This window comes from Bradyrhizobium vignae (assembly GCF_900324035.1).
GTDB lineage: Bacteria > Pseudomonadota > Alphaproteobacteria > Rhizobiales > Xanthobacteraceae > Bradyrhizobium > Bradyrhizobium vignae.
The window spans coordinates 5,839,222-5,856,115 of the sequence record NZ_LS398110.1; the positions used below are offsets into that span (position 1 = coordinate 5,839,222).

The 16,894-nt window shown below is 59.8% G+C and carries 12 protein-coding genes; 5 read left to right on the forward strand and 7 right to left on the reverse strand.

Annotated elements, in window-relative coordinates; all coding sequences use genetic code 11:
* Positions 1–13 precede the first annotated feature (13 nt).
* Genes BRAD3257_RS28425 through BRAD3257_RS28435 form a run of 3 tightly spaced genes read right to left on the reverse strand, consistent with a single transcriptional unit; the run spans position 14 to position 5,174 of the window.
* A complete protein-coding gene (locus tag BRAD3257_RS28425) occupies positions 14–3,175 on the reverse strand; it encodes a GAF domain-containing protein (RefSeq protein ID WP_244607725.1) in 3,162 nt (1,053 codons plus the stop codon).
* A complete protein-coding gene (locus tag BRAD3257_RS28430; protein ID WP_122404622.1) occupies positions 3,172–4,170 on the reverse strand; it encodes an ABC transporter substrate-binding protein in 999 nt (332 codons plus the stop codon). Before BRAD3257_RS28430 ends, BRAD3257_RS28425 begins: the two co-directional genes overlap by 4 nt.
* Positions 4,167–5,174, reverse strand: a complete 1,008-nt coding sequence (locus BRAD3257_RS28435) for an ABC transporter substrate-binding protein (RefSeq protein WP_145987036.1) — start codon at positions 5,172–5,174, stop codon at positions 4,167–4,169. Before BRAD3257_RS28435 ends, BRAD3257_RS28430 begins: the two co-directional genes overlap by 4 nt.
* A gap of 379 nt (positions 5,175–5,553) precedes the next feature.
* Here BRAD3257_RS28435 and BRAD3257_RS28440 point away from each other — a divergent pair, with 379 nt between their 5' ends.
* The 3 genes from BRAD3257_RS28440 to BRAD3257_RS28450 are packed head-to-tail and all read left to right on the forward strand — an operon-like array spanning position 5,554 to position 9,754.
* Positions 5,554–8,121 carry a sensor histidine kinase gene (locus BRAD3257_RS28440; protein WP_122404624.1) on the forward strand — a complete coding sequence of 856 codons (2,568 nt, stop codon included), beginning with the start codon at positions 5,554–5,556 and terminating at the stop codon, positions 8,119–8,121.
* Positions 8,118–8,507: a response regulator gene (locus tag BRAD3257_RS28445; RefSeq protein WP_122404625.1), complete on the forward strand. Its 390-nt coding sequence runs from the start codon at positions 8,118–8,120 to the stop codon at positions 8,505–8,507. The genes BRAD3257_RS28440 and BRAD3257_RS28445 overlap by 4 nt, the downstream gene beginning before the upstream one ends.
* Positions 8,504–9,754, forward strand: a complete 1,251-nt coding sequence (locus tag BRAD3257_RS28450; protein WP_122404626.1) for an adenylate/guanylate cyclase domain-containing protein — start codon at positions 8,504–8,506, stop codon at positions 9,752–9,754. Before BRAD3257_RS28445 ends, BRAD3257_RS28450 begins: the two co-directional genes overlap by 4 nt.
* 490 nt (positions 9,755–10,244) lie before the next feature.
* Here BRAD3257_RS28450 and BRAD3257_RS28455 read toward each other — a convergent pair whose 3' ends face one another.
* The 4 genes from BRAD3257_RS28455 to BRAD3257_RS28470 all read right to left on the reverse strand — a co-directional run bounded on the left by BRAD3257_RS28455 (position 10,245) and on the right by BRAD3257_RS28470 (position 15,279).
* Positions 10,245–11,219, reverse strand: coding sequence for an ABC transporter substrate-binding protein (locus BRAD3257_RS28455; protein ID WP_129144365.1), 975 nt, complete (start codon positions 11,217–11,219; stop codon positions 10,245–10,247).
* Between the two features lie 222 nt (positions 11,220–11,441).
* Positions 11,442–12,863 carry an IS1182 family transposase gene (locus BRAD3257_RS28460; RefSeq protein WP_122400721.1) on the reverse strand — a complete coding sequence of 474 codons (1,422 nt, stop codon included), beginning with the start codon at positions 12,861–12,863 and terminating at the stop codon, positions 11,442–11,444.
* A gap of 98 nt (positions 12,864–12,961) precedes the next feature.
* Positions 12,962–13,825 (reverse strand): ABC transporter substrate-binding protein, encoded by an 864-nt coding sequence (locus BRAD3257_RS28465; protein ID WP_160118864.1) that lies wholly within the window; start codon positions 13,823–13,825, stop codon positions 12,962–12,964.
* 482 nt (positions 13,826–14,307) lie between these two features.
* Entirely contained in the window at positions 14,308–15,279 is a 972-nt protein-coding gene (locus BRAD3257_RS28470) for an ABC transporter substrate-binding protein (protein ID WP_160118865.1), read from the reverse strand.
* 551 nt (positions 15,280–15,830) lie between these two features.
* On the opposite strand from BRAD3257_RS28470, the gene BRAD3257_RS39380 reads away from it, so the two are divergent.
* Both BRAD3257_RS39380 and BRAD3257_RS28475 read left to right on the forward strand, forming a co-directional pair.
* Positions 15,831–16,481: a hypothetical protein gene (locus BRAD3257_RS39380; RefSeq protein WP_145987037.1), complete on the forward strand. Its 651-nt coding sequence runs from the start codon at positions 15,831–15,833 to the stop codon at positions 16,479–16,481.
* A gap of 125 nt (positions 16,482–16,606) precedes the next feature.
* Positions 16,607–16,807: a helix-turn-helix domain-containing protein gene (locus tag BRAD3257_RS28475; protein ID WP_122404630.1), complete on the forward strand. Its 201-nt coding sequence runs from the start codon at positions 16,607–16,609 to the stop codon at positions 16,805–16,807.
* Positions 16,808–16,894 lie beyond the last annotated feature (87 nt).

A 16,894-nucleotide genomic window follows, 5' to 3' on the forward strand; every position in this document is an offset into this window, starting at 1 on the left:
GTCGTGTCGGCCGCTAGTTTTTTCGGGCGCTTGTAAGGTTGCCCGCCCGCGGCAGCACAATCGTGAACTCGGTGAATTGTCCAGGCTGCGTATCCACCTCGATCCGTCCGCCGTGTTGTTTCACGATGATGTCGTGGCTCATCGATAGACCAAGTCCGGTGCCCTCCCCAGCCGGCTTGGTCGTGAAGAACGGATTGAACATTTTTTCCTTCACCTCCGGCGGAATGCCGGTGCCATTGTCGCGGATGCGTATCTCGATGTGGTTGCCTAGATTTCTGGTGCCAGCACTGAGCACAGGCTCGAAATTCGCATCGCCAATATCGGCCCGACGCTTGCTCGCGGCATAAAACCCGTTCGAGATCAGGTTGAGTAAAGCGCGGGTGATTTCCTGCGGGAACAGCTCGATCACGCCGGCGTCCGGATCGAGGTCGCGCTGCAACGTGATATTGAAATCCGGTTTCTCGGCGCGTGCGCCGTGATAGGCGAGATTGAGGCTCTCGTCCAACAGCGCGTTTATATCCACCATCCGCTGCTCGCCCGAACCTTCCCGGGAATGCTGCAGCATGTTCTTGAGGATTGAATCGGCGCGCTTGCCGTGCTGAACGACCTTTTCCAGGTTGCTCTTCAGCAGTTCGCGGATCTCATCCAGCTCCTTCCACCTGCCGGCCTCGTCGAGCGTCGGGTTCTCGAACACGTCGTTCATCTCTTCGATGAGCTCGGCCGACAACGCCGAGAAGTTATTGATGAAATTGAGCGGATTCTTGATCTCGTGCGCGATACCGGCGGTGAGCTGACCGAGCGAGGCCAGCTTCTCGGTCTGCACCAGGCGGTCCTGCGCGGTGCGAAGCTCGTCGAGCGAAGCGGCGAGCTCCTTAGTGCGCTGCTGCACCTCGTCGAACAGGCGGGCATTCTCGATCGCGATCACAGCCTGGTCGGCAAACGTTTCGATCAGTTTGATCTGTCGTGGCGTGAACGGTCCGGCGACAGGGCGGGCGAGATCGAGAACGCCGAGCACTTCGCCATCGCGAAGCAGCGGGACGCCGATGATCGACCGCCAGCCGCCAAGCTTGATCGACTGGGGAAGCCCGTATTCGGTATCCGCGCCGATGTCGGGGATGTGGACCGTACGGCGCTCGACCGCGGTACGTCCGGCGACCGTTGTGCGATCGAGACGATGCGGATGGGTCGACAGGTATTCGACAAATTCCGGCGTGCCGCCGTAACTCGCGCCGACATGGAGGAGATCCCCCTGCGACTGGAACAGAATGCAGATCGAGGCATCGCAGAGACCGGCGGCGGATTCGAGCAACGTCCGCAGCACTGTCTTCAGATCGAAGACCGACCGGCTAATCACCTGCAGAACCTCCGACGTCGCGGTCTGCTGTTGCAGCGACTCTTCGAGGTCGCGGGTCCGCTCCTGCACCTGTTTGAACAAGTTCACATTGGAAATGGCAATCACCGCTTGGTCGGCGAAGGTTTGCAGCAAGGTGACCTGCTTGTCGCTGAACGGATTCACTTCTGTACGGCGCAACAGGATTGTTCCGATGCTCTCGCCCTCGCGCAACAACGGCACACCCAACATGGTTCGAACGCCGATACGGCGAGCCGCCCGTTGTCCTTCCGGAAACTGGTTACCCTCCTCAGAAAGCATATCGTGGATATGCACTGGCGCCCGGTCTAGGAAGGTCCGCCCGGCGACGGTCGCACGATCGATCGGCCACTTCTCGACCGTGAACTCGAGCGGACCGTGCTGGGCGTTGAAGCGAAGATCGTTGCCGTCCCGCAAATAGACAATTGCATCCTTGGCTTCGCAAAGCTCGCAGGCGCTCTCGACAATGGCTTGGAGAACGGGCGCCACATCGGTCGGCGACGATGCGATGACCCTCAGGATGTTGCTGCTGCCGGTCTGATAGGTCAGCGCTTCCGTCAACTCGCGCGTTCGCGCCTGCACCTCGTCGAACAGGCGGACATTTTCGATCGCGATCAGGGCCTGATCGCAAAAGGACTCGGCCAGAGCGACCTCACGTTCGCCGAGGAAATTGCTGCGCTTGCCCGCCAGCACTAGCAGGCCGATGCACTCGCCCGCCCGCAATAGCGGCACGTAGAGCGACGATACGATACCGAAGGTCTCGTGGATCCAAAGCTCGAACTTGGGCAGGTCGATCAACGACCAGTCCGGCAGGTGCAGCGTTTTCTTGCCGATGATGGCGCGTGACGGGAAATTGCCATCGGGATCGATTTGCTCGGGAGGCCTGGTGACGGTAGTCAGTCCTTCCGGCGTGGCCCTCGCCACCTGCACGTAGCTGGCGCCGTCGCAGCGCAGGAAGAACCCGAGGTCACATCGCGTCAGCCGTACCGCGGTCTGGACGATGCTGTCGAACACCGGCTGGGCGTCGGTCGGCGATTGACTGATAACGCGCAGGATTTCCGACGTCGCGGTCTGGCGTTCCAGCGCCTGTTGGGTGTCGTTGAACAGTTGTGCATTCTGGATCGCGATCATTGCCTGGTCGGCGAAGCTTTGCAGCAGCGCCAGTTCATCAACGGTGAACGGCAGGAGCCTGTCACGGAAAACGATCAGGGCGCCGACGGCCTTGTCGTTGCGTCGCAATGGCGTGCCGCAAACGGTACGCGCGCCACCGGCCCGCGCATGGGGCAGACCGGGAAAGTCGGACATCGAGGGATCCAGGTGGTCGAGGTCCGGAATGTGGATCTGCCTGGACTCGGCCACCACCGTGCCGGGCAGTTTTCGGCCGCCGACCTTGATATTGGACCGCGGATAGGCCGAGCCGACGCGCTTGGCGATGGTTCCAACGCGGTACTCTTGCGTGAACTCGCGCCCTTCGGCGAGTTGAAGCGAGACGCTGGATGCCTTGAACAGACGCGCGGTCGTCTCGGTGATCAACTGCAACGGGCCCGCCGCATCCCCCGATGCGTTGGCGATCGCGCGCAGGATTTCGGCGCCGGCCTCCTCTCGCATCCGCGCAGCTTTCAACTGGCGTTTCAGCAGTGCGGTCTCGGGATGGAGGGATGGCTTGGCCTTGCGGGCATCGGTCTTGGTGAGAGGCTTTCCAGCCTTCTTCCGTGTCCCGGCATCGCTGGTCTGTTTCTTGCCGGACTTGGCACGAGCAGACTTGGCACCGGACTTTGCTCGAGACCTGGCATCGCGCGCCCTCATTCGATCACCTCGTCGGCCACCGTCAGCAGGCGGTCGGCCGCCGCTAAGCCGAGCGATTTCGCTGTCTTGAGGTTGAGCACAAGCACGAACTTGCTGGCTTGTTCAATGGGCAGGTCCGCCGGTTTTTCGCCACCGAGAATCTTGGCGGCGTAGATGCCGGCGCGGCGGAAGTCGTCGATCAGATCGGCCGAATAGGACATCAGAAGGCCCGCCCGGCCCCAGTCCGGATAGGTGCCAACCGTCGGCTTTCCCGGCGCCATGACCAAGGGCAAGACCCGGGGCATGTTGTTGTAGAGAAGCGGCTCGCCGGAGACGTAAAGAGCGCCAACGCCATCGCGGATGCTCGCCGAAACCGCGCCCTCTATCTCGTCGAGCCGCCCAAGCGGATGACGCACGACAACAAAGCCGAACTGACCGGCGACGCTTTGCAATGCGTTGAGCTCGGCTGTGGCAAGCAGTGAGGATGTACCGATGAAGCCGATCGCCTTCAGGTCAGGCACCAGCTCCTTGAACAAGTTCATGCGCTTTTGGGTCAGCGCCTCCTCGCCCCCAACCGCATTCATCACGTTGCCGGTCGCATGGCCGCCCGGATGGATATAGCTTTCCGCAAACCCTGCCTTGATGGGATCGGCGGCATAGGACGTGAAGACCAACGGCAACTCGGGCAGGACTTTGTGCGCGACCGGTGCCGCCGCGGCCGAAGCAATGATGACGCGGGGCTTGAGAGCAGCGAGTTCAAGGGCCAGCGCGGGCAATCGATCGAAAAAACCGTCGGCATAACGCAAAGCGAACGTAAAGTTCACGCCCTCGGTAAGGCCCGCCTCCCGCATGCCTTGGCGAATCGCCGCCAGTCGATTCTCGGCATTTTTTGCCGGCCCCGGCACCAGCACGGCAACAACGGGCAGATCTTTCTCGGCGCGCGCAGCAACAGGTACAGCTGCCGCGCCAGCTAAAATACCGAGAAGTTCGCGCCGCCGCAGGTCCCGGAGCTTCATTCGATCACCTGATCGGTCTGCACCAGGACGGTCGGAGGGATCGTCAACCCGAGCGCCCGCGCGGTCTTGAGATTGACGACCATTTCGAACTTGGTCGGCAACTGGATCGGCATCTCCGACGGCTTTTGACCCTTGATGATCTGGTCGGCATAGCCTGCGGCACGGCGCGAGAGGTCGACGATGTCGGCGCCATAACTAAATAAAGCGCCGGCTTGCGCAAACTCAGCCTGCTCGCCGACCACGGCTACCTGCATTTCAACTCCAATGCGGCAGATGTCCTTGATCGCCGCGGCGGTCATGTAGTCGCGAATAACGATCATGGCCGTACCACCGGCCTCGGCAAGCTTCCCGATCTGCTCCGTCACCTGCGATGGCGTCGGCGCCGTGAGGCCGGCACGAATCGGCTCGATGCCGAGCTTGCCGGTATCCGCCATGGTCTGCGCGCCCCACGCGCTGAAGGTCGGGTCGGTTGCGTTGTGCATCACGCCGAGCTTAATCAGGCCCGGCAAAATTTCCTTCAGCACCGCGATACGCTTGGCCGACATCTCCTCGCCGAACGCCGAGAAGCCGGTCACGGTGCCACCGGGCCGGGCGAGGCTCTGGAACAGTTCGGGGTCGCTCTGCACGGCCGGCAGCGCGATCGCGACGACCGGGATTTTCGTCTTGCGCGCCGCGGCCCGCGCGGCGGCGGGGCCAGGTGCGAACAGCACGTCCACTTGCATCGCGACAAACTCGTCGATGATCGCGTGCCCGCGTTCGACATCTCCGTCGGCGTTGCGGATTTCGACGGTGATATTGCGCCCTTCGACATATCCGATTTCGGCCAGAGTCTTGCGGAACGGCTGCACAATCGTGACGTCGGCGGCGGCGCTGGCAAATCCGATAAAGCCGATGGTCGGCATGCGATGAGACCCATCCTGCTGCGCCAGTGCTGCAAGCGGCCAGCTCGCCGCGCCTCCCACCGCCAAACCAATAAACTCACGCCTTCGCACGGTCGCCCCCAAGGCTGGAATGTGGCAGTGTAACTGTTCAAACCCAACATCTGAAAGGTGCCCTTGACCGATCCGACAAAATCTTCTTGGGGTTGTGCTCCCCCTCCAAGAACCTCCGGGCCCGCAGCAATCTGCGCAAAGTTTTCCGTAAATCACCCCGCTGTCGCAGCCCGCTGGGTGATAACTTGACGCATTCAATCTCGCGAATTTACGCAGGCTTGGAGCTTCGCTTGCTCTTACTGGTTGCACCGCACCACGGCATCCCGGCGGCTAAGATCGGCGCCGGAAGGGGCAGAAACTGATATCGAGAGCACCGCAGTCGGCAACGCCCATGTCTCAGTTGGTCATCCACAGGGAGACAGCGCCAAGTCTTCTTGATAACTTGGCCGGGATGAGCATTTCCCTGCATTCGGACACGTCCCAAGGACGACCGCTGGCGGCGTCGTCTGCGGCGGATGCACCGGCCGTGCAGGCCGCCCCGGCGCCGAAGGTCCGGGCCCGTTTGTTTGCCAAATATGTCGCGCTGTTCGTGGCCGTGGTGAGCGTGGCGCTGCTTTCCAACGGGATTTTCGAGGTTTTCTTCTATTATCGCGAGCATAAGGCGTCCCTGATCCGGATTCAGCGCGAACAGGCCGAAGCCGCCGCCGCCAAGATCAGCCAGTTCATCAAAGAAATCGAGAGCCAGCTCGGCTGGACCACCCAATTGCCGTGGTCGGCCGGCTCGTTGCAGGACCGCCGTTTCGATGCGCTCCGGCTGCTGCGGCAGGTGCCGGCCATCACCGAGCTGTCCCAGATCGATTCGACCGGCAAGGAGCGGCTGCGGGTATCGCGGCTGGCTATGGACGTGGTCGATTCGGGTCTCGACCTTTCCAAGGACTCGAAATTCAGCGAGGCGGTCGCCAACAAGGTCTATTACGGTCCGGTCTATTTCCGCCGCGAGTCCGAGCCCTACATGACGCTGTCGCTAGCCGGGACCCGCAAGGACGCCGGCGTCAGCATCGCCGAGGTCAATCTGAAGCTGATCTGGGACGTGGTCTCGCAGATCAAGGTCGGCGAGCGTGGCCATGCCTATGTGGTCGGTTCGGGCGGCCGGCTGATCGCTCATCCCGACATCAGCCTCGTGCTGCGCAACACCGACATGTCCAAGCTAGTGCAGGTGCAGGCCGCGCGCGCCGGCAACGCCAACGACGCCAACGCGCTGCAAGGCTCTCTCAACATTCAGGGCCAGAAAGTGCTGACGGCTTCCGCACCGATCTCCCCGCTCGGCTGGACCATGTTCGTCGAACTGCCGGAAACGGAGGCTTATGCGTCGCTGTATCAGGCGTTGCAGCGCCTTTCGATCGTGCTGCTGGCGGCCTCGATCTTCGCCGTCCTCGCGGGAATCTTCCTCGCCCGGCGCATGGTCGGCCCGATCCGGGCGCTGAGCGCCGGCGCCGCGCGGCTCGGCGGCGGCGATTTCACCCAGCGCATCTCGATCAAGACGGGCGACGAGCTCGAAGGGCTTGCCAACCAGTTCAACGACATGGGTGCACGGCTGCAGGAGTCATATGCCGACCTCGAGAACAAGGTCGAGCAGCGTACAGCCGAACTGAGTGAATCGCTACAGCAGCAGACGGCGACCGCGGACGTACTCAAGGTGATCAGCCGCTCGACATTCGACTTGCAGACCGTGCTGGACACGCTCGTGGAGTCGGCGGGTCGTCTGTGCGAAGCGGACGAGGGGATCATTCTCCAGCCCAGGGATGGCGCCTATCGGCTGGCCGCCAGTTTCGGGCTCTCTCCCAAAAAACAGCAATTTCTCAGGGATTTTATCTTCAAGCCGGGAGGGACGACAGCGGTTGGACGCGCCTTGTCCGAAGGCAGGTCGATCATCCTCGTCGATGGTCAGTCGCCTCTGCCGGGAGATCCGAATCCGGCGCAGAGCAGGATCGCAATTCCCTTGTTGCGCGAGGGTGTGCCGATGGGCGTATTCGTGTTGACTCGCAGGGAAAGGCGAGCTTTTAGCGACAAGCAGATTGAGCTGGTCACCACCTTCGCCGACCAAGCAGTCATCGCCATCGAGAACCTCCGCCTCTTTGATGAAGTTCAGGCACGGACCAAGGAACTTGCGACTTCATTGGAAGAGCTGCGCACCGCACAGGATCGCCTAGTACAGACCGAAAAACTGGCCTCGCTCGGCCAGCTCACTGCCGGCATCGCCCACGAAATCAAGAACCCGCTCAACTTCGTCAACAATTTCTCGTCGTTGTCGGCCGAATTGATCGACGAACTCAACGACGTGCTGAGACCGGCGGCGCTGGACGCCAAGACCCGCGAAGAGATAGACGAGCTCACCCACATGCTGAAGGGCAACCTCGAAAAGGTCGTACAGCACGGCAAGCGGGCGGATTCGATCGTCAAGAACATGCTGCTGCATTCGCGCGAGGGCGCGGGCGAGCACCGGCCAGCCGACATCAACGCCATCGTCGAGGAAAGCCTCAACCTCGCCTATCACGGCGCGCGGGCTGAAAAGCCCGGCTTCAACATCACTCTGAAGCGCGACTTCGATCCGGCCGCGGGACAGGTCAGCTTGTATCCGCAAGAGATCACCCGCGTCTTCCTCAACCTGATCTCGAACGGGTTCTATGCCGCGGCCAAGCGCAAGGAGGCCGGCGACGAGGACTTTGAACCGATCCTGAGCGCGGCCACCAGGAGCCTGGGCAACAAGGTGGAAATCCGGATCCGCGATAACGGCACCGGGATTCCGCCCGAGGTGAAGGAGAAGATGTTCAATCCCTTCTTCACTACCAAGCCGGCGGGCGAAGGGACGGGTCTTGGATTGTCGATGAGCCACGACATCATCGTGAAGCAACACGCCGGTACGATTGACGTCGTGACCGAGCCCGGCGCTTTTACCGAATTCATCATTACGCTGCCCAGAACCGGGGCGGCACAGTCGATTACCGGAGGCAGGAATTGAGCGTTTACATACTCGTGGTGGATGACGAGCCCGATGTCGAAGCCTTGTTTCGTCAGCAGTTTCGCCGCGACCTGAAATCAGGCCGCTTCATGATGGAATTCGCCCCATCGGCGCCGGCGGCGCTTCAGCGTGCGGCGGATATCAAGGATCCTTCGCTGATCCTGATCCTCTCCGACATCAACATGCCAGGGATGACCGGGCTCGAAATGCTGCCGAAGGTGCGCGCCGAGCGCCCCGACGTTCCCGTGATCATGATTACGGCCTATGGCGATGCCGAAACGCGTCGTAAGGCGATCGAGAACGGGGCCGTCGGCCTTTTGACCAAACCGATCGATTTCGCGCTGCTACGTCTCGAGATCGATAACCGCCTCGGTCAGGCCGCATGACCGCGACCATCCTTGTCGTCGATGATGAGCCCGATCTCGAGGCGCTCGTGCTGCAGAAATTCCGGCGGAAAATCCGCGACGGCACGGTAGCGTTCGTATTCGCCCATGACGGTATCGAGGCGCTCGCTTCGATCGAGCAGCACCCCCATGTCGACATGGTCGTATCAGACATCAACATGCCCCGGATGGACGGGCTGTCGCTGCTCGCCAAGCTGCAGGAAGCCGAGGACAAGAAGTCGACCGTCATCGTCTCGGCCTATGGCGACATGAGCAACATCCGCACCGCCATGAACCGTGGCGCGTTCGATTTCCTGACCAAGCCGATCGATTTCGGCGATCTCGAAATGACGATCGACAAGACCATCCGCCACGTCGAGGCAATGCGGGAGGCCCGACGCCGCCAGCTTGAGGCCGAGCGCGCGCACGCCTCGCTGTCGCGGTATTTTTCGCCGCAGATTGCCAGCCGCCTCGCCGCGGTCGGCGACAGCGACGGCATGCAGGTACATTGGCGCGAGATCGCGACGATCTTCACCGACATCAGTAGCTTTACGTCCCTGGTGGAAACGGTAGCGCCCGATGTGCTCGGCGCACTGCTCAACGAATACGTGGGCGGCATGACCGACGTCGTATTTGCCCATGAGGGTACGGTCGCCAAGATCATCGGCGATGCGATTCAGGTGCTGTTCAACGCGCCTGGCGACCAGCCGGACTATGCCAGACGCGCCATTGCCTGCTCCCATGACCTCGACATCTGGGCCCAGGCGTTCCGCGACCGGTGGAAGGACAAAGGCGTCAGTTTCGGTGCGACGCGGATCGGCGTTCATGCCGGGCCGGCGCTGGTCGGCAATTTCGGCGGCAGCCGTTTCTTCGACTACACCGCATACGGCGACACCATCAACACGGCTGCGCGGCTCGAGGCCGCCAACAAGCATCTCGGCACCCGCATCTGCGTCAGCGCCGCGGCAGCCGACCGCGCCGGCAATTTTCAGGGGCGACCCGTCGGCGATATCCTGCTTCGCGGCCGCAGCGAACCGCTTCGCGCGTTCGAACCACTGCAAGACGTTCCGTTCAAGGCGACGGCCAACGCGCAATATGGGGAAGCGTTCGCCAAGCTCGAGGCTGGCGACGTCGGAGCAATGCCAGCTTTCGCGGCGCTGGTCGGCGCCCACGCCGACGACGCGCTGGCTGGATTTCACCTGAAGCGGTTGCTCAATGGTGCCAAAGGCGCCCGAATTCAATTAGACTAGGCCGCCGGCAGTCTAGCCACATGCCTGATTAGTTTTCATCCTCTGAAATCTCTTAGGAATGTTGGCCAAGTTGCCGGTTTGCGCCTCGGAGACTTTCTGGCCTTTTCGTAATCCAAATCCAGCGCCGGGAGACGCGTATTTTCCACAGAGACGGTCGTAGCACGCGATAGAAGGCACAGGCGTCAGTCTGCTTCCGCATCAAAGCTGCCATGATCGCTATTCAAAACTTGATCACGCGCGCAAGAAACGCGGCTTGCACTTGCAAGCCCGCGCAGTTTTCATCGTCACATCGGCGGACTGAAGCGACTGAATTAATAAGGTCGTATGGCTACCGTTGAGAGCGTCCCCGATATCCGTTGCGGGTCAAAAACGTTCCTCGCGGCGCCGGCGCGCGACTTCCGGTCTGCCCCGAATATCGTTATCAACGAACCAGCCCGATTGGTCCGTTTAGGGCCAATGTCTGTGGTGAGCAGCTGCAACAAGCTGATAGCTATTCGATCACCTCGTCCGCAAGCGCAAGCAAAGTTGGGGCTATGGCGAGCCCTAATGCTTTGGCGGCTTTAAGATTGACGATCAGATTGAATCGTGTCGGTTGCTCGACAGGAATTTCCGCTGGTTTCTCACCCTTCAAAATCTTGTCGGCAAGCTCCGCTGCGCGTCGATAAAGCTGTCGGGCATCGGGGCCGTACGAAAGAAAGCCGCCCATGTCGACAAAGTCGCGAACACTATAGATGGCTGGCATCCTAAGCGCAGCCGCAGCGTCAACGATCAGCTCACGTAAACCAATCAACACTGGAGTTTCCAGAACTACGAGGCCCCCGGCGCCCGCGTTGGCTGCTGCCGCGAGGCTGCTTTCAACGTCAGCTGCGCTTCTAATGTCACAAAGTGCAAGCTGCTGGCCTTTCGCCTTGGCAGCCTCCCGTAGCCGCGGCAGGGCGGCGATCGTGAATGGTGCAGCTGGCTCCTCAAGCACCGCTACGGTGCTGATGTTCGGAACGAACTGGCTCAGCAATTCTAATCTTTTGCCGCCGAGCTCGGCGGCTTGCCCTGCCAGTCCTGTAAGGTTAGCGCCAGGGCGGCTTAAACTTTGGACCACATTAGATCCAATTGGATCCCCGACATTGCTGAACACGACGGGAATAGTTGAAGTGGCAGCTTGGGCTGCTTTGGCAGTCGCCGTTCCAAAACCGGTAATTATCACATCCGGATCGGCCTTGATCAGCTCGGATGCCTGAGTGCCGAGCGTTTCGAGTATTCCGTTGGCGGAGCGAATGTCGAAAATGAGGTTTTTGCCTTCGGCGTATCCAAGTTGTTTAAGTCGTTCCTTTACGAAGATTGCATCGTCTGCACCCGCCAAAGCCAAGTAACCGACGCGGAACGTTCGCGACGCCTGCTGCGCCGTCGCTGCGAGCGGCCACGCCGCCGCAGCGCCCCCCAAAACACCTAGAAACTCGCGCCGCCGCATGTCCGACCCCAAGCTCAATGGGTGATATCTTAGCGAACCAATCAAGCATCCCGAAAGCGTCAATTTGGCTCGCGCTCGCGCGGGCGTCCATGTCCGAGTTGGGTCGATGCTGTCGAAAAACGCCGTGGCATAGTTGGTTTTGCTCTCGGGGGCGTTTTCGGCGTGTTCCTGGCTGGACGTCAGAGCCGGATCGGCAGGCCCCGCGACCAGCTGGCGAGCCTCTTAGGTGATCGCCGCACAGGCACCCTTTGTTGGCGGGCCGACCAAACACATCGCCATTGTCTTGAGGTTCTGCACAATGGCAGCGAGATGAAACTCGTCACGGGCGCCGGTGAGACCGCGAAGGCGCATACGCTCAAAGCCATGCTGGACCTTCAGGTGTGCAAAACGCATCTCCACCTTTTTGCGCGCGTTGCTCGATCGTTCGAACTCCGGCGTGCCCTTCAGTGACCGGGCATGGTTGCGCGCATCCTCATTAATGTCGCGAGCGATCTTCTTGAACGGTGCGCGCGTGCATCGTTGCTTGAGCGTGCAAGCACGGCACTCTTGAGGTTGTGACAGGTAGTTCCTGGCGCGGCCATCATGGACCGTTCCCGAGGTTCGCAAGAGCTTGCCATTCGGACAGACATAGACGTCTCGCTCAGCGTCGTAGGTGAATTCGCCACGGGAGAACATGCCGTCAGACGACGGATATCTTTCCCACACGGGAATGTGCGGCGTGATGCTTTTGCCCAGTAACCATGCAAGCAGTTTGCCGGTGCCGTAGGCGGTATCAGCCGTGAGCCAATCAGGCTTTAGATCAAGCCGTTGTTCGGTGCGATCGATCATCGTCCTGGTAGACGCGACTTCATCATAGGTGCGTGCCGGCGTCGCCTCGACATCGACAATGATCGCGTGCTCAACATCGATCAGATAGTTGAGCCCGTATCCGAACTGCACCCGCTTGTTGGCTTTCGCCGTCCATGCCGACGACGGATCAGAAGGCGAGATCACCTTCGGTGGCTTGCGATCGGACGATGCGGTCGGCGTCCCATCAGAACCGCCAGCGCCCCTGTCCCCGCCTTCCTGGACCTGCGCTTCGGCCTCAAGTCCGGCAAGATATTCGGCCACGGCACGCTTCTGACGTTGCGCATCGGTCCAGTCCAGCTCGCCCGGCGCTTTGCCGTGATAGCGGCTGGCATTGGCCTCCATCACGCTCGCATCCACCGCGAACCCTTCGCCCTTGACAAGGCCCGCGGCCATGCATGCCACAACCACGCGCTCGAAAATGTGGCGCAGGATCTCGCTCTCGCGGAAGCGCCCCAGCCTGTTTACCGAGAACGTCGAATGGTGCGGAACCCTGTCGTCGAGATCGAGCTTGCAGAACCAGCGATACGCAAGGTGCAGCGCCACTTCCTGACAGAGCCGGCGCTCATGACGAATGCCATAACAGTAACCGACCAGGAGCATCCGGATCATCAGCTCGGGATCAACCGAGGGCCGGCCGATGTCGCTGTAAAAGGGCTTTAGCTGGTGGTGCAAATCGGCCAGAACCGCCGTCGCAAACAGGTTCATCCGTCGCAACAGGTGGTCAGTCGGGATCATCTCGTCGAGGCTAAACTCATAAAAGAGCTGCCCCTGATCTCGGTCCTGCCGCCCCATCATCGCCGACTCTCCTGCCGCCTCCTGAGCAGGAATCATTGTTCGCTCGGCTCCTCAAGCCCTTTTTCGACAGTATCGGTCAACACCGGAAGTCTGGCAAACTATTCAATCACTTCGTCGGCTAGGGCGAGCATGGTCGGCGGAATCTGCAGGCCCATGCTGCCGGCTGTTTTAAGATTTAAAAAAAAGGGATACCGGGTAGGCTGCTCGAAGGGCAAATCGGCCGGCTTTGCACCTTCGAAGACTCGGGCAACCAGGGCAGCTGTACGTTCGAATGATTCTGTCAGATCTGGCCCGTATGACATCAGGCCGCCATCACGAACAATGAAGTCGTATTCATAAATAGCCGGCAATTTCATGGCGATCGCGAACTCAAAGACACGCTTGCGGTTCAGATTGGTCAACGCGTCGGCGACCATTAATATCGCATCCGGCATATCGCTGTTCATGAGCTCGAACGCATCCTTGAAATCATCCCGTTCGCGGACACCCACAGGCTGCACTGAAATTCCAAGCGACAGCGCAACTTTGGCAGAGGCCCCGTAGCGCAGCGTCATGCCAAGATCGTCCTTGTTCCAGAGCATCGCTACTTTTCGGAGATTTGGCGACAGTTCCTTTAACAAGGATAGGCGCTTGGTCGTGAGTGCCGAGGCCACGTCGGAGATACCGGTAATATTGCCGCCAGGATGAGCCAGACTATCGATCAATCTCGTTTCGACCGGATCACCGAGACCCAGCGCGCCGATTATCGGGACGCCTAACGACTTCGCAGCCAGTGCCGAGGGGAAACCAACAACAACGATTGCATCGACGCCACTGGCTTTCAATTCTCGTAGTAATTCGGGAATTCTAGTGTTGTCGCCCATCGAACTACGCGCGAGGTAGGTCAGGTTTTGTCCTACGACATAACCGCGTTGGGCCAGTCCTCTCAGCAGGATCTTTCCAAGACCACTGGTATCGGTCATCGGCGCTACTGGATGAAGTGTAGCGAAACAGTAATTCCTACCAGACGTCTGCGCGCGAGCGGATCGCGAATATATCAGTGCTGCGGAGCCGAGCGTTGCCAAAAACTTGCGACGTTCCATGTAAGAACACTTCGAGTCATCTTAGCTGGCGCAAGATGGCGCGCGTTGCTTTGGAGCGGCAGGGTATCCCATGTATGTTATAGAGCAAAATCCGGTTGTCGACTGCGCCCGCGCCGCCATCGGCCGCGCTGCCGTGCCACCAAGAGCTCCCAGAACGTCGCGCAGCCGCAAACCGCCCCAAGCTCTTTGCGGGGACAGCTACCGAATTACCGACGACTTGATCCGCTCTAGAGCCCACATCCGTTGTGGGTCATCGGCAGCCCTAGCGGCCCGGAAATGCGACTTCCAGTCTTCCTCGAACAACGGACATAGTCAGACTGAGCTGGCATATTCAGACTGGCAGTAGCGAAAATCCCCCGACGTCATTCGATCGTCTCGTCCGCCGTCGCCGCGATCGACGGCGGCACCTCGATCCCAAGCTGCCCGGCGGTCTTTAGGTTGATAACGAGTTCGTAGCGGTCTGGCCCCTCGATCGGTATATCACCTGGTCTGGTACCCTTGAGGATTGTATCGGCCATTGTCATGGCGCGAGGGAAATAGGGCCCTAGCACGGGGCCGTAGGTGAGAAGGCCACCTGCTTTTGCGTTAGGCTTCCAGATTGAGATGCTGGGCAATCTGAATTCAAGAGCGGCAGCGGCAAAAAGGCCGGGGTTTGCCGTCAACGTCGGAGAAATCAAAAGCAATACGCCGCTCGTGCTTTCCAGCTTTGCGAAGGCGTCGCGAAATTCCTCCGGCTTGCTCAACGTCAGCGTCTGGGTCTCGAGGCCGGCAGCACCGGCCGCGATTCTGGCTGCTTCCAATTGGTCCGGCCGTGTGCTCGGATCCCAAACAATGGCAAGCTTCCTCAAGCCGGGCACCACTTCCCCCATCAGGGTGACTAACTTGCCCGTCAAGCTGGTCTGATCGAGGAACAGTCCGGTCAAATTGCGCCCGGGCTTTGCCCAACTGTCGATGAAGCCTGCCTTGATCGGATCCGTCTCAAGATCAATTGCCACGACCGGTAAGTCGGGAGCCGCGGAGAGTGCGGCTGTTGTTGCCGGCAGACCGACCACGATGAGCACCCCGACGCCGAGATCAACGAGTTCTCGAGCGAGGTCCGGCAGCCGTGAAAGGTCCCCTTGCGCAGATCGTAACAGGATCGTCTCACCCTCTATATAGCCTAGCTCACGGCCGCGCTTCAGCAACCCCGTCAAAATCACAAGACGCGGGTCGATCGTAAAGGGATGCAGGTAACCGATCTTTCGCGGTTGGCCCGTGGCTTGAGATCTGGCTAATCGTGCTGCCCAAGCAGCAACCGAGATGCCTGCCAAGCCAATGAATTTGCGCCGTCTCATACTCTGACGCCCCTGCCCAGATGAAAACATATTATCCGGTTGAATCGGTAAAGCGGAAGCTATCTGGCAGACTTTCCCGTAGTCCGCTGTGGGTCAAAGGCTGCCCTCGGTAGCCAGCATGCCCTTGGTCGGGTCATCTCTCGGAAGCGGACATCGCCGCCCGCTGGGCTGTTGTCAGCCACGGGCCTTGGCTGTGTGAACCCGCCACACCAATGTGGTAGCTCTGCGCAAGAGCTAAGCCTTATGCATACATGAGTGGGACGATTTCGCCTGCGAAATCGTCCGGTGTCTTAGCGTTTCAAGCTCTTCACCACTTGAGCGAGAACGCTTCTGCCTCACCATTCGTGCAGTCGCGCGATGACAGCTCGCTTCGAAGAAACGGGTGCTACTCTAGCTGACCCCGCTGCCGCGCCGGGATGCCTTGGACAATCGATGCGGGCTCTTGGAGGCGCGATCGGGGCAATGTTGTGCAAATCCACAAGCGCTATGAGGCTAATCGTCGCCGTTCGGCTATGTTCGTGCCGGTTCACTGTCGATTTCAGGAACGGGCGATGCCAAAAAAGCCGGAGACTCCCTCCTCCCGTTTGGCCCATTGGAAAAAAGTCAGCCAAACACCATTTCCTTTTCGACGCGATTACAGCAATCAGGCCGACTGGTTGGCTGCAGCGCAGGATGCACTTGATTTAGAGTCTCCCTTCATCAGCAGCTGGGATAGATCGCCGCGAGGCGCGTTCAAAGCTTTCAATCTGGATCCTCGCGACCCCTTCAGTTGGCGAATATTGCTTGGCTATTACACACAATCTCATATCGGTCGTGGTCGACCAGCAAAGTGGGATGGCGAGAGCCTTTGCAACCTACTGCGCCATATCAGTAAAGCTCGCCAGAATAAGCCATCTGCAAAGCAAAGTGAAATCTACCAATCTCTTATCAAGCGAAAAGCCCCGTACCATGGAAAGACTGAGAGCTATCTAAAGCACGGTCACCGCTTAGCTCTCGATTTGGACCGAAATGACATTCTGCGCGCGCGTCGAGACCTCGTAGCACAGGGGTATCTGGAAGCTGTGCGTGTGGGTTACGTAGAAAGAGGATCGGAGCTAACCGCCTCTGACGAGCGGCGGATCAAGAATTCAACTTTGGTATTGGATGAGGCCCTGGAATTGATAGGGGCGCCTAACAGCCGTTGGGCAAAAAAGAACAGGTAATTACGGCCGAATAGTTTAATCGCCGCCTTTTTTCGCCGAGGGTGGTCGCTAGGTTGGTCGTCATGAACCTGCATGGACGCAGGTGCGGTCGCTGGGACCGTCCCGGCTGTGATGGCGAGACAACAATGCAGACCCCATTGGTCCTAAAAATAAGTGAGGCGTGCGCCGCTTCGCGTATCGGAAGAACCAAACTTTACGATGCGATCAAACGCGGCGAACTGCGCGCGCGCAAGAACGGCAAGTCCACCTTAATTCTGCAGGCCGACTTGGTTGAATGGCTCAATGGGCTGCCGCCCGCTTTACCGAAATCAACACAAGCGAAATGAAAGCGCCTCGGCAGCAGTCTTGACCACCGCGCCGAGGCATTTGTTCACCCACATTTCCATGAAGTTGAACAAGATGAAATTACACCA

Coding starts and splice junctions, on each gene's coding strand:
- BRAD3257_RS28425 (WP_244607725.1), bottom strand. CDS start 3,175: ATGAGGGCGCGCGATGCCAGGTCTCGAGCAAAGTCCGGTGCCAAGTCT.
- BRAD3257_RS28430 (WP_122404622.1), bottom strand. CDS start 4,170: ATGAAGCTCCGGGACCTGCGGCGGCGCGAACTTCTCGGTATTTTAGCT.
- BRAD3257_RS28440 (WP_122404624.1), top strand. CDS start 5,554: ATGAGCATTTCCCTGCATTCGGACACGTCCCAAGGACGACCGCTGGCG.
- BRAD3257_RS28450 (WP_122404626.1), top strand. CDS start 8,504: ATGACCGCGACCATCCTTGTCGTCGATGATGAGCCCGATCTCGAGGCG.
- BRAD3257_RS28455 (WP_129144365.1), bottom strand. CDS start 11,219: ATGCGGCGGCGCGAGTTTCTAGGTGTTTTGGGGGGCGCTGCGGCGGCG.
- BRAD3257_RS28460 (WP_122400721.1), bottom strand. CDS start 12,863: ATGATGGGGCGGCAGGACCGAGATCAGGGGCAGCTCTTTTATGAGTTT.
- BRAD3257_RS28465 (WP_160118864.1), bottom strand. CDS start 13,825: ATGACCGATACCAGTGGTCTTGGAAAGATCCTGCTGAGAGGACTGGCC.
- BRAD3257_RS28470 (WP_160118865.1), bottom strand. CDS start 15,279: ATGAGACGGCGCAAATTCATTGGCTTGGCAGGCATCTCGGTTGCTGCT.
- BRAD3257_RS39380 (WP_145987037.1), top strand. CDS start 15,831: ATGCCAAAAAAGCCGGAGACTCCCTCCTCCCGTTTGGCCCATTGGAAA.
- BRAD3257_RS28475 (WP_122404630.1), top strand. CDS start 16,607: ATGCAGACCCCATTGGTCCTAAAAATAAGTGAGGCGTGCGCCGCTTCG.